The organism is Lysobacter changpingensis, from assembly GCF_017308985.1.
In the GTDB taxonomy this organism is placed as follows: Bacteria; Pseudomonadota; Gammaproteobacteria; order Xanthomonadales; family Xanthomonadaceae; genus Lysobacter_J; species Lysobacter_J changpingensis.
In genome coordinates, this window is the sequence record NZ_JADWPE010000001.1 from 234,759 (window position 1) to 247,698 (window position 12,940).

8 protein-coding genes and 1 pseudogene are annotated in these 12,940 nt (G+C 67.3%); 3 read left to right on the forward strand and 6 right to left on the reverse strand.

The genetic code is table 11. The features are described 5' to 3' along the window. The first annotated feature begins 104 nt into the window (after positions 1-104). Positions 105-914 carry a ferredoxin--NADP reductase gene (locus I4U41_RS01025; RefSeq protein WP_206858912.1) on the forward strand — a complete coding sequence of 270 codons (810 nt, stop codon included), beginning with the start codon at positions 105-107 and terminating at the stop codon, positions 912-914. 87 nt (positions 915-1,001) lie between these two features. After that, positions 1,002-1,742 carry an SDR family NAD(P)-dependent oxidoreductase gene (locus I4U41_RS01030; protein WP_206858913.1) on the forward strand — a complete coding sequence of 247 codons (741 nt, stop codon included), beginning with the start codon at positions 1,002-1,004 and terminating at the stop codon, positions 1,740-1,742. A gap of 42 nt (positions 1,743-1,784) precedes the next feature. On the opposite strand, the gene I4U41_RS01035 is transcribed toward I4U41_RS01030, so the two are convergent. From I4U41_RS01035 to I4U41_RS01045, 3 genes are all read right to left on the reverse strand, one after another. Then, positions 1,785-2,267, reverse strand: coding sequence for a glutathione peroxidase (locus tag I4U41_RS01035; RefSeq protein WP_206858915.1), 483 nt, complete (start codon positions 2,265-2,267; stop codon positions 1,785-1,787). Between the two features lie 205 nt (positions 2,268-2,472). Continuing rightward, entirely contained in the window at positions 2,473-4,809 is a 2,337-nt protein-coding gene (locus tag I4U41_RS01040) for a TonB-dependent receptor (protein WP_206858919.1), read from the reverse strand. A gap of 302 nt (positions 4,810-5,111) precedes the next feature. Further along, the gene (locus I4U41_RS01045; protein ID WP_206858922.1) at positions 5,112-7,166 is read right to left on the reverse strand and encodes an amidohydrolase family protein; all 2,055 of its coding nucleotides are present in this window, start codon (positions 7,164-7,166) and stop codon (positions 5,112-5,114) included. 167 nt (positions 7,167-7,333) lie between these two features. Here I4U41_RS01045 and I4U41_RS01050 point away from each other — a divergent pair, with 167 nt between their 5' ends. Further along, on the forward strand, positions 7,334-9,541 hold the full coding sequence (locus I4U41_RS01050; protein WP_206858923.1) for a M3 family metallopeptidase: 2,208 nt from the start codon (positions 7,334-7,336) through the stop codon (positions 9,539-9,541). 181 nt (positions 9,542-9,722) lie between these two features. Here I4U41_RS01050 and I4U41_RS01055 read toward each other — a convergent pair whose 3' ends face one another. The 3 genes and pseudogenes from I4U41_RS01055 to I4U41_RS01065 all read right to left on the reverse strand — a co-directional run. Next, positions 9,723-11,030, reverse strand: a complete 1,308-nt coding sequence (locus I4U41_RS01055) for a glycerophosphodiester phosphodiesterase family protein (RefSeq protein ID WP_242524937.1) — start codon at positions 11,028-11,030, stop codon at positions 9,723-9,725. Between the two features lie 97 nt (positions 11,031-11,127). Continuing rightward, entirely contained in the window at positions 11,128-12,009 is an 882-nt protein-coding gene (locus tag I4U41_RS01060) for a DUF72 domain-containing protein (protein ID WP_206858924.1), read from the reverse strand. Beyond that, positions 12,006-12,647 (reverse strand): annotated as a pseudogene (locus I4U41_RS01065) (UdgX family uracil-DNA binding protein); the annotation flags it as partial. The gene I4U41_RS01060 and the pseudogene I4U41_RS01065, both read right to left, overlap by 4 nt. Between the last annotated feature and the right edge of the window lie 293 nt (positions 12,648-12,940).

Here is a 12,940-nt window from a genome sequence, read left to right on the forward strand (position 1 = left end):
GCCCCGAGCATAGTCGGAGGCGTGTCGCCCAGATGAGAATCAATATCAAGTGAAGCCGGCTGGGCTACAATGGCCGCGCTTCCCCCACTCGCCCCAGACACCCGATGTCCTCCGCCTTTGGCACCGAGACGGTGCTGGATGTCCGTCACTGGACGGACGATTACTTCAGCTTCACCACCACCCGCGACGACGGCTTCCGCTTCGAGAACGGCCAGTTCGTGATGATCGGCCTGCAGGTCGAACAGCCCGACGGCTCGCACAAGCCGCTGCTGCGCGCGTACTCCATCGCCAGTGCGAACTGGGAGGAGCAGCTGGAGTTCTTCAGCATCAAGGTGCCGAACGGGCCGCTGACCTCGCGGCTGAAGTCGATCCGCCCGGGCGATCAGGTGCTGATCGGCCGCAAGCCCACCGGCACGCTGCTGATCCACGACCTGCATCCGGGCCGCAACCTGTACCTGCTGGGCACCGGCACGGGTCTCGCGCCGTGGCTGGCGGTGATCAAGGACCCGGAAACCTACGAGCGTTTCGACAACGTGATCCTGACGCACGGCGTGCGCAGCGCGACGGACCTCGCCTATCGCGACTACTTCGTCAACGAACTGCCGCGCCACGAGTTCCTCGGCGAGCAGATCGCCGCGAAGCTGAAGTACTACCCGGCGGTGACGCGCGAGGCATTCCAGGTCGATGGCCGCGACCAGCGTGGCCGCCTCACCGGGCTGTTCGACAGCGGCCGGATGATGGAGCACCTCGGCCTGCCCGCGCTGGACCCGGAACACGACCGCGCGATGATCTGCGGCAGCCCGCAGATGCTCGCCGATTTCCGCGACATCCTCGATCGGCGCGGCTTCACCGCCGCTCCGCGCATCGGCACGCCGGGGCAGTACGTGTTCGAGCGCGCGTTCGTCGAGAAGTAATCGCCAGACCCGCGCGCCCGCGAGGGCGTCGCCAGGCTCGTCGCCCGGCAGGAATAGACTGGCTCCTCCCCCGGATGGAGCAGCGCGATGAGATTCCAGGACAAGGTCGTGATCGTCACCGGCGGCGCCAGCGGCATCGGCGAGACCACCGCGCGGCAGTTCGCCGACGAAGGCGCGCACGTGGTGATCGCCGATTTCTCGGAACGCGGCCAGGCCGTCGCCGACGCGATCGCCCAGGACGGCCCGCGCACGCTCTTCGTCAGGACCGACGTGGCCGACAGCGCCAGCGTGCGGAACATGGTCCAGCGCACCGTCGAGGCCTTCGGCCGCATCGACGTGCTGTTCGCCAACGCCGGCATCGCACACGACGCGCCGATCGACCAGCTCGACGAAGCCGCGTGGACGCGCACGCTGGACGTCAATCTCACCGGCGTCTATCTGTGCGACAGATACGTCATCGAGCAGATGCTCGCGCAGGGGGGCGGCGTCATCGTCAATTGCGGCTCGATCCACAGCCACGTCGGCAAGGCCGGCGTCACCGCGTACGCCGCGGCCAAGGGCGGCGTGAAACTGCTCACGCAGACGCTGGCGATCGACTACGGCGCGCGCGGCATCCGCGTGAACGCGGTCTGCCCCGGCTACATCGACACGCCGCTGCTGAAGGAGATTCCTGCCGAAGCCAAGGCGGAGCTGGCCAGCCTGCACCCGATGGGACGCCTGGGCCGCCCCGAGGAAGTGGCCCGCACGGTACTGTTCCTCGCCAGCGACGATGCGTCCTTCGTCACGGGCGCCTCGCTGCTGGTGGATGGTGGGTATACCGCGCAGTGATCCGTCCTGGCGCCCGCGTTTCGTGCGCGGGCGCCGGCACGCTTACGCCAGCGCCGCCTCGATGTCCTTGACGATCGACTCCGGCTTCTCGTTCGGCGCGTAGCGCTTGAGCACGCGGCCGTCGCGGCCGATCAGGAACTTGGTGAAGTTCCACTTGATCGCGTCGATGCCGAGGAAGCCGCCCTTCTCGTCCTTCAGCCACTTCCACAGCGGATGCGCCGCGTCGCCGTTGACGTCGATCTTGGCGAACATCGGGAAGGTCACGTCGTAGGTGAGCGAGCAGAAATTCCTGATCTCGGCTTCGTCGCCCGGCTCCTGATGGCCGAACTGGTCGCACGGGAAACCCAGCACCGCGAAGCCGCGCCCGGCGTAATCGCGCTGGAGTTTTTCGAGGCCCGTGTACTGCGGAGTGAAGCCGCACTTGGAGGCGACGTTGACGATCAGCAGCGCCTTGCCTTCGAACTCGCGCAACGCGCGCGGCTGGCCGTCGATGTCGGTGGCGGTGAAGTCGTAGGCGGTGGGCATGGGGGTGGTCCGGGTGGAGGGTGCTCCAAGGATAACGCCGCCCGGTCACGCCACGTCGCGCCTCCTGCCCTCTCACCGTCGTCCGGGCGAAGGCCGGGATGACGGAAAGAGGACCCGCGACGAGCGCGAAACCGACGCACTCCAGAAACAACAACGCCGGGACAAGCCCGGCGTCGTCGTCACCACTCGCATCAGGCAACCACCATCAGAACGAAGCGCGGAACTCCGCACCGAACGTGCGCGGCTCGTTGATCATGCCGGTGAGGTTGTTGAAGTCGATCGCGCCCACCACCTGCACCTCGTCGGTGATGTTGCGGCCGAACAGCGCCAGGTCGTACTTGCCGTAGTTCCAGCTGTAGCCCACGCGCAGGCCGCCTTCCACCAGCGACTTGCCGGTGAACTCGATCGAGTCGTACAGGAAGAAGTTGACCTCGCTGCGGTACATCCAGTCGGTGTAGACGTAGAACTCGTTGCCGTTGTCCATCGGCAAACCCCAGCGCGCGGTGAGGTTGTGCGTCCACTTCGGCGCCTGCGGCAGCACGTTGCCGTCGATGTAGTAGCTGCCGGTCGGCAGGCCCGTGACCGGATCGAGCACCGGCTCGTTGGTCACCGTGCACGCCACGCAGCCGGCGACGTTGAGATCGCTGTCCTTGATCTCCGTGTCGTTGTAGCTGCTGCCCAGCGTGACCAGCAGGTTGTCGGTCAGGTAGGCCTGGAAGTCCATTTCGAAGCCCTGGCCCACCGAACGATCGGCGTTGAGCAGGATGTTGGCGTTCGCCGCGCCGCCCACGGCGGTGAGCTGCTGGTCCTCGACCTCGTAGTAGAAGACGCCCGCGTTGAGGCGCGCGCGGTTGTTCCACAGGTCGGCCTTGACGCCCGCCTCGTACGAGGTCGAGGTCTCCGGACCGGCGACCGACATGCGGTTGAACGCGCCGGCGGCCTGGATCGAGCTGCCGCGATAACCGGTCGCGACGCGCGCGTAGAGGTTCACGTCGTCGTTGATCTCGTACGTCGCCGACAGGTCCCAGCTGAACTTCTTGTCTTCCGGCGCGGCCGACAGCGTGCCGCCCGGGCCTTCGGCGGCCAGCAGGTCGTCGATGGTGCACAGCACCGGGCCGGGGATGATGCCCAGCGTCGGGCCGATGCACGGGGCGAAGCCGGTGTTCCAGTACTCCAGGACGTTCAGTTCCTTCTCGTCCCAGGTGTAGCGCGCACCGGCGCGCAGCTCGAGCGCGTCGGTGGCCTGCCAGGTCGCGGCGGCGAACACCGCCCACGAATCGTTGGTCTGGCGCACGCGCTCGTAGCCGTCCGGCGCACCGTTGTTGAGCGAGTCGTAGCTGAAGCTCTCGACGTCGTAGTCCTCGTTGAAATAGAACACGCCGCCCTGCCAGTTCCACGGCGTGCCGGTGTTCGATTCGATGCGGAATTCCTGCGTCCACTGCGCGTGGCGCGGGATGCCGTCGGCGGTTTCGGACTGGAACGGAATCACGCCCGGGCCGTCCGGCGTGCCGCCGTCGATGTCGCCGCGGCTGTAGGTTTCCACCGACTCGTAGCCGGTGATCGCGTACAGCGTGTAGGTGTCGCTCAGGTTCCAGCTCAGGCGCGCGCTGGCGCCCTTGCTGTCGAGTTCGGAATGGTTGAGGCCGTTGAGCGAGACGCTGTCCTCGTCGAAGCCGGCGACCAGCTCGTTCGTGCCCGGCTCGATGATGTTGGCGCGGAACAGGCGCGCGGTGCCGTTGAGGTGGCGCGCGTGCGCGTTGAGCAGCAGGTCCCAGTCGCCGCCTTCGTACAGGAACTGCACGCGGCCGGCGGATTCGTCATAGCCTTCGAAGCCGTCGTTCGGGCCCGGATAGGTGTTGTCGACCCAGTCGTCGCGACGCTGGAACAGCACCGAGGCGCGCGCCGAGAGGTTCTCGGTCAGGCCGCCGCCGACGGCGCCCTCGAAGTTCACCATGTTGTCGGTGCCCACGCCGAGCTTGCCGTAGCCGCCGAATTCCTGCGACGGACGCGCCGATTCGAACTTCACCACGCCGGCCGGGCTGTTGCGGCCGAACAGCGAACCCTGCGGGCCGCGCAGCACTTCCACGCGGTCCAGGTCGAACACCGGGAAGCCCTTGAGGATCGGGTTTTCCTGCACGACGTCGTCATAGACCAGCGACACCGGCTGCGAGGTGTTGAGGCGGAAGTCGGTGTTGCCGTAGCCGCGGATGTAGAAGCGCGGGAAGGCGCGGCCGAAGGACGATTCGATGTTCAGGCTCGGCACGCGGCCGGACATGAAGCGCACGTCGGTGCCGCCGGAGCTGAGCACGTCCAGCGCCTGCGCGTCGATCGTGCTGACCGAGACCGGCACGTCCTGCAGGTTCTCGACCTTGCGCTGCGCGGTCACCTGCACGGCGTCCAGCGTCGTGGCGGACGGCGTGGTGTCCGGTGCCTGCGTGGTCTGCGCATCCTGCGCGAAGGCGGCCTGCGCCGGCAGCATCAGCGCGATGGCGACGGTCAGGGCGTGGCGGGGAAACTTGCGGGAAGCGCGCGTGGCGGACATGGGGCGGTCTCGATAAGCGGCGCCGAAGGATGGAGGCGCCAAGGGTTCGAAGGCCGACGCATCGATGCTCTCTCCGGCATGCGATGCGGCGATGCGATGAGCGGATGGATCAACTCGGGGACCGTCCCTTGACGGCCTGGCGCGGACCCGGTCCCGCGCCCTGGCTGCTCGACATGACGCGGGAATGTTACCAGAGTGTTAAAGGGCCGTACCGGCGCGTATCGGGGCCGGCGAGAGCCCTGCCGCCTTCGCTCCCCGCCCTGCTTGCAACCTCCCCCCGCGAGCAGGGGGAGGAGACGCCATCAGCGGCTGTTGAGCACCCGAACCGCCGGCGCGAACGGCTTGATCCCCAGCGCCTCGTGGATTTCCTCCGGGTAGTACGCGGTGTCGCCCTTGAGCACCAGCGCCACTTTCCGGATGTCGGCGATGTCCTTCGTCGGGTCGCCGTCGATCAGCACCAGGTCCGAACGCTTGCCCGGCGTCACCGAACCGCGTTCGGCCAGCGTGCGGCTGTACTTCGCGCCGTTCCAGGTCGCCACCTGCAGCGCCTGCGACGGGGTCAGGCCGGCCTGCACGTACAGTTCGAGCTCGCGTTGCAGGGTGAAACCGACCATCTCGTCGGTGCCGGCCACCATCGGCACGCCCGCCTTGTAGGCGCGGCCGACGAAGTCCACCAGCTTGGCGAACGAACGGTTGTACTTCGCCGCGGTCGCATCGTCGGGGATGTTCATCTCCGCCGCGCGCCGGCCGCGCTGCACGTCCGGCGGCAGGTGGTCGGCGACGTCGGCCACGATCGGCGACATCTCGCCTTCGCGCTGGTGCAGGAACTCGAACGTCGCCAGCGTCGGATCGATCACCACCTGCTTTTCCGCCAGCGTGTGGATGAAGTCCTGCACCGGCCTGCTGTCGAGGTCGAGCCCGTCGGCCCTGTCGGCGACGAGGTAGAAGCGCGCCAGCGTGCGCGTGTCGGTCTTCTCGTCAACGAAGAAGTTCAGCATCAGCTGGTTGATGTGCTGGATCTCGTCGAAGCCGTCGTCCACCACGTCCTGCGCGCGCAGGAACGCCGGCACGTGACCGCTCACGCGCAGCCCCTTGGCATGCGCGTAGGCGACCGTTTCCTTGAGGATGTCCTTCGGGAAGGAGTTGTAGATCTTGATCTGCGGGTACTTGTGCTGCGCGTACCAGTCCACCGCCTTCTTCGCGTCGTCCAGGTTCTTCACCACGAAGCCGTTGCGCGCGGAGAACTTGCTCTCGCCCTCGATGAAACCGGCCGGCACCACGTCCGGCGACATCAGCGTGCCGCCGGCGATCTCGCCCATCATCTGCTGGAGCGTGGCGTTGTCGTTGCCCATATCGCGCACGGTGGTGACGCCGGCGGCGAGATTCAGCCCGCCGTCCCAGCGGCCGACGTGCGTGTGCATGTCGAACAGGCCGGGCAGCAGCACCTTTGCGTCGGCGTTAATGACGTGGTCGGCGGCGGACGTGTCCTTCGACGCGGGCGAGACCGACACGATCTTTCCGTCCATCACCCGCACGTCGCTGGCCGCGCCCAGCGTCGCCTTCTCGCTGTCGAACACGCGCGCGTTGCGGATCAGCGTCGTGCCGGCGAGCGGATGGCCCAGACGTTTGGCCAGATCGACCAGCGCATCGCCTTCGGCCTGCTTCTGGCGGGTTTCCAGGTCCGCGGCGGCGGCCTGGCAGCCGTCCTCGATCAGCTGCAGGAACCCGGGATAGATGTAGGCGAACAGGCGCGGATTGGCGTCGGTCGTCGCCCACACGAAGGTCGGCACCAAGCCCACGCCGGTCATCGCGACGAGTTGCACGTCGCGCGTCTGCGCGCCGCATTGCGCCTGCGCTTGCGCGACCCTGCGCGAGGTGAGCGTGCCGCTCGGGATCAGCGGCAGCTTGCCGTCGCTGCGCTGCGAGAGCGCGTTGAACGCCACCGAGAACGCCGCTGGCGAGCCGCCCAACGGCTGGTACAGCGCGGTGCCCCGCACCGTCTGGCGGCCTTCGTCGGAGGTGGATTTCCACTGCGCCTCATCGCCCTCGCGGCGGAAGCTCTCGTCGATCCTCGCCCCGAACGTGGACGTGCCCTGCACCTGATAGGTGCGGTACGTGCCGTCCGGCGCGAGGGTGAATTCCTCCTTCAGTTCCGGGCCGCGGCCGTTGTCCTTGAAGATGAATTCGACCTTCGTCGTGCCGTCGTCGCCGCGGGTCACGACCTGCTGTCCCGCCTGCTTGCCGCCGTCCACCAGGGCCACGTAGCGGAGGGTTTCCGCCGCCAGCGCCTGCGGGGCCAGCGCCAGCAGCCCGAGGGCGAGCGTGCCGGCCAGCGCCGCGCGAGTTCTCGTGTTCATGTCCATGCGTGTCCCGCTGATGTGCCCGGACCGGCGGCCCGGTTGTCCCCGGAGTGTAGCCAGCCTGTGCCCGTGCGGTCGGTTGATGAAGGCATGCCTTTCGTCATGGGTCGCACCCTGGCCCATCGGGTAGGCTTCGGGCTCCCTTTGACGAGGTTTCCGAGCCCATGAAGCACCCTCTCGCGCTGGCGCTGGCCGTGGCAATCGCCGCGACCGCCCCCACTTACGCCAAGACCCCCAAGCAAGGTACCGCCGTGAGTGCGCAAGCCGACGCCGCCAAAGGCACCAATCCGTTCTTCGCCGACAGCCCGCTGCCGCTGCACTACCCGCAGTTCGACCAGATCAAGGACAGCGATTTCGGCCCCGCCTTCGATGCCGGCATGGCCCAGCAGCTGAAGGAAATCGACGCGATCGCCAACAACGCGGAAAAGCCGACCTTCCAGAACACCATCATCGCGATGGAGAACTCGGGCCGCACGCTGGCCCGGGCCACGACCGTGTTCTTCAACCTGGTCGGCACCGATACCAACCCGGCGCGCGAGAAGCTGCAGGGCGACTACGCGCCGAAGTTCGCCGCGCACCGCGACGCGATCAACCTCAACGGCAAGCTGTTCGAGCGCGTGAAGGCGCTGTACGACACCCGCGATTCGCTGGGCCTGGACGCGCAGGGCGTGCGCCTGGTGGAGCGCTACTACACCGATTTCGTCCGCGCCGGCGCCAACCTGTCCGAGGCCGACAAGGCCAAGCTGAAGCAGATCAACGCGCAGCTGGCCGCGCTGGGCACCAAGTTCAGCCAGAACGTGCTGGCCGAAGTGAACGCCTCGGCCGTCGTGGTCGACACGAAGGAAGAACTCGACGGGCTGTCCGACGAGCAGATCGCCGCCGCCGCCGAAGCCGCGAAGACCCGCAACCTGCCGGGCAAGTACGTCATCGCGCTGCTCAACACCACCGGCCAGCCGCCGGAAGCGCAGCTGACCAACCGCGCCCTGCGCGAGCGCCTGCACAAGGCGTCCGTCGCGCGCGGCAGCCGCGGCAACGAGTTCGACAACACCGGCATCGTCGCCCAGGTCACCAAGCTGCGCGCCGAACGCGCCGAGCTGATGGGCTACCCGAACTACGCCGCCTACGTGCTGGAAGACGAAACCGCCAAGACGCCGCAGGCCGTCAACGCGATGCTCGGGCAGCTCGCCCCGGCCGCCGTCGCCAACGCCAAGCGCGAAGCCGCCGACCTGCAGGCGATGATCGACGCCGAGCAGAAGGCCAAGGGCCAGCCGACGTTCAAGCTGGAGCCGTGGGACTGGGCCTACTACAGCGAGAAGGTGCGCCAGGCGAAGTACAGCTTCGACGAGTCGCAGCTCAAGCCGTACTTCGAGATGCAGAACGTGCTGGAAAACGGCGTGTTCTACGCCGCCGGCCAGCTGTACGGCCTGAAGTTCAAGCAGCGCACCGACCTGCCGAAGTATCACCCGGACACCTGGGTGTACGACGTGTTCAACGAGGACGGCTCGCAGCTGGCGATCTTCATCTGGGACCCGTACGCGCGCTCGTCCAAGCGCGGCGGTGCGTGGATGAACTCCTACGTCGACCAGTCCGAGCTGAGCGGCTTCAAGCCGGTTGTCGCCAACCACCTCAACATCCCCAAGCCGAGCGAAGGCAAGCCGACGCTGCTGACCTGGGATGAGGTCACCACCGCGTTCCACGAGTTCGGCCATGCGCTGCACGGCATGTTCTCGGACGTGAAGTACCCGTACTTCAGCGGCACCAGCGTCCCGCGCGACTTCGTCGAGTACCCCTCGCAGGTCAACGAGATGTGGGCCGACTGGCCGTCGATCCTGGCCAACTACGCCAAGCACTACCAGACCGGCGCGCCGATGCCGAAGGAATTGCTGGACAAGGTCATCGCCGCTTCGAAGTTCAACCAGGGCTTCGCGACGACCGAGTACCTGGGCGCGGCGATGCTCGACCAGAACTGGCACCAGGCCACCGGAGGCCAGCTGCCGGCGGCCAGCGGCGTGATGGCCTTCGAAGCCAACGCGCTGAAGAAGGACGGCGTGGACTTCTACGCGGTGCCGCCGCGTTACAAGACCCCGTACTTCAGCCACATCATGGGCGGCTACGCGGCCGGCTACTACGCCTACATCTGGTCGGAAGTGCTCGACGCCAACTCGGTGCAGTGGTTCAAGCAGAACGGCGGCCTGAGCCGCAAGAACGGCGACCACTTCCGCCAGACCCTGCTCTCGCAGGGCGGCAGCACCGACGCGCTGCAGCTGTTCCGCAACTTCGCCGGGCACGATCCGAAGATCGAGCCGCTGCTGGAGAAGCGTGGCCTGACCACCGCGCCGTCGCAGCCGACGACGAAGGCGTCGAAGAAGTAAGTCGCTTCGTCGCGACGTGACACGAAAGGCCGCCCGGGAAACCGGGCGGTTTTTTTTGCCTTTGTAGCCCGGGTAAGCGAAGCGCACCCGGGGCTTTCGCGTGACGCGACGGGAAGGCTTCCCCGGGTGCGGCCTTCCGGCCTTGCCCGGACTACAAGAGCCCGCCCGACCACGCCGCGGGTTATCGCCCCCGCAGCCGGTTCACTTCAAGAAAGATCTCCCGCGCCAGCACGCCCTGGTCCGGCTGGTCGATGAAGAACCCCTGCACGCCCAGCCCGTACAGCTGCAGCGCTTCGGCGACCACCGACTGCGGCACACCGCCCGGCGTCCGCGCCAGATACGTCTCCTCCGCGCGCAACGTGTACGGATGCACCTGCAATCCCGCCTTCAACGCCCACGCGAGCATCGGATGCACGATGCCGGTGTTCTGCGCGGCGAGTTCCGCCTTGCCGTCGCCGTCGGCATCGACCGGCGTTTCCAGCGTCGTGCGCGGCAGCAGGCTGCCCTTCCACGGGCCGACGCCGCTGGCGTAGTTCGCGCGTATCCACGTCAACGCCGGTTCGGTGGCGAATGCGCCATAGCGCGTGTCCGCATCCATTCCGCCCACCGCCTGCACGAGGCCACCGTAGATGGCGGCGAGATTCGACCCATGCGCGACGTTGTACGCGACGTCGTACGGCGCAGCGCCGTGGAAGTCGTCGTACAGCTGCACCAGCGGCAGGTCGATGCCGGCGGCCGGCATCAGCGACTTCTTCAGTTCGATCAGGTTCTCGAACTCGAAGCTCTGGATGTAGATGCGACGCGGGTCGGTGAAGCCTTCGGCGACCAGCGTTTCGATCAGCTTCGCGCCCAGCGAGGTGTTGATGGGCGTCCCGTCGATGCGCCGCCCCTCACGCGCGAAATACGTCGGATGCTTGGTTTCCGGATAGATGCCAATGCGACGCCCGTTGCGGCTTTCCCGTTCCACCAGCGCGATCACCTCGGCCAGCGTCGGGATCGGATACATCCCATCGAAGCGCGTGTTGTTCGGGCGGATCGCGGGAATGCGTTCCTTCGCACGCAGCGTCTTCAGCTCTGCGAGCGTGAAATCCTCGGTGAACCAGCCGGTCATCGTCACGCCGTCGATGGTCTTGGTCGCGCGGCGACCGGCGAATTCCGGATGCGAGGCGACATCCGTCGTGCCGGAAATCTCGTTCTCGTGGCGCGCGACGAGCACGCCGTCCTTCGTGGCGACCAGGTCCGGTTCGATGAAATCCGCGCCCTGGCGGATCGCGAGGCGATACGACTCCAGCGTGTGTTCGGGCCGGTAACCGCTGGCGCCGCGATGGGCGATGACGACCAGGCCCTGGCGGCCGGGCGGATCGGATGGACGATGGCGGTCGGCGGCGGTCACGGCCGCATCATCGGCGAAAGCGGCGGGCGTGGCGATGCCGAAGGCAAGCAGTGTCGTGGCGGCGAAGCGGAACATCCGGTAGATGGCAACAAACATTGGTTCGCTCCTTGCGGACAGGGGACGCCGGCTCCCCCGTGCAACCGGCCGCGCCCATCCTCCGGGCCGAACATTGCGCGCCGTTGACCGTGGCGCGTCAGCCGCCGAGCCGCTTCATCAACCCGCGCGCATCGAACGGCGCGCGGACCTTCGCATCGTTGTCGAAATAGCAGTAGACATCGCGCGGCCGTCGCGCCGGCCGCGTGCGTTCGATCCGCGGCACGTCGTTCGGCACGCCGCCGGTGCGCCAGGTCCGGATGCGCCGCGCCCAGGTGTCCAGCGCTTCATCGCCGTAGCCGCTGGCGTACAGTTCCTCGTCGCCGTGCAGGCGGATGTAGACGAAGTCCGCCGTGACGTCGCCGACGAACGGAAACTTCCGCGCGGTGTCCGCCACCACCAGCGCGATGTTGAACTCGCGCAGCAGCGCGGTGCATTCGGGCACGAGGAAGCTTTCGTGCCGCACTTCCAGCGCATGCCTCAGCGCGTGTTCGCCCTTCGCCTTCAGCACGCTGCGGCCTTTCATCAGTGTCACTTCGCGTCGTCGCGCGAGCTTCTCCGCCTGCGTCGTATCCGTGGGAAGCAGCTCGAAGAATCCGCGCAGGCGCTGCGCATCGAAACGGAAATTCGGCGGCAGCTGCCACAGGATCGGCCCGAGCTTCGGCCCCAGCGCCAGCAATCCCTGCGCGCAGAACGAGGCGAGCGGCGTCTCCACGTCCTTCAGGCGCTTGAGGTGCGTGAGGAAGCGGCTGCCTTTCACGGCGAAGACGAATTCGTCCGGCGTTTCGTCGCGCCACAGGCGGAAGCTTTCGGGGCGCTGCAGCGAATAGAACGTGCCGTTGATCTCGATGCTGTGGAAGCAGCGCGAGGCGTATTCCAGTTCACGCCGCTGCGCCAATCCTTCGGGATAGAACACGCCGCGCCACGGCGCGTAACGCCAGCCGGAAATCCCGATGCGTACCCTGCCCCGCGGCGTCGTCATCGAGGGCGTCCCGCGCGCTGGAGCAGCGACAGATCGGCGACGAACTGCGCGTAGGCGGCATGGCGATCCTCGTCGCCACGCTGGCGCAGCACGAACGAGGGATGCACCGTCGCGAGCACGCGCGTGCCGTCGGCAAGCGTCTGCCAGGCGCCACGTTGCGCCATCAGCCGGAATTTGCTGCCGAGCACCGAACGCGCGGCGATCGCACCGAGACAGACGATGACGTCGGGTTGCACGGCCGCGAGTTCGCGCTCCAGCCAGATGCGGCAGGCGGCGCGCTCGGACGCGTCGGGACTCTTGTGCAGCCGCACCTTGCCGCGGCGTTCGAACTTGAAGTGCTTCACCGCGTTGGTGACGTAGAACTTCGCGCGATCCAGGCCGAGTTCCGCCAGCGCGCGATCGAACAGCTTGCCCGCCGGCCCGACGAAGGGCTGTCCGCTGAGGTCTTCCGCATCGCCGGGCTGTTCGCCGATGAACAGCACGCGCGCGTCTTCAGGCCCTTCGCCGAACACGGTCTGCGTCGCGGGCTTCCACAGGGGGCAGCGCTTGCAGCCTTTCGCCGCCTCGCGCATCGCGGCGAGGCTGTCGTCCACCGGCTCCGGCGCCTGCCCGTCGCGCACAGCGACGCGCCTGCGTACGCGCTTCGCGGGCGTTTTCGGGGGTGAGGGTTTCGACGGCGACTTACGCGTGGCCAATGTGACGTCCGTGACCGAGACAGACGCATCTTCGAATCGGGCCGGTCAAGGCTGTCTGAAGAAATGAACGGGAAGACGGGGGGCTTTTGTAGCCCGGGTAAGCGAAGCGCACCCGGGATGCGTCACGCTTCGTTCCCCCGGGTGCGCTTCGCTTACCCGGGCTACAAAAGTCTGGGCGCGTCAATGCGTCGTGCGCACCACCGGGGCCAGCGACGGCACCGAAATCGGCGCGGCGA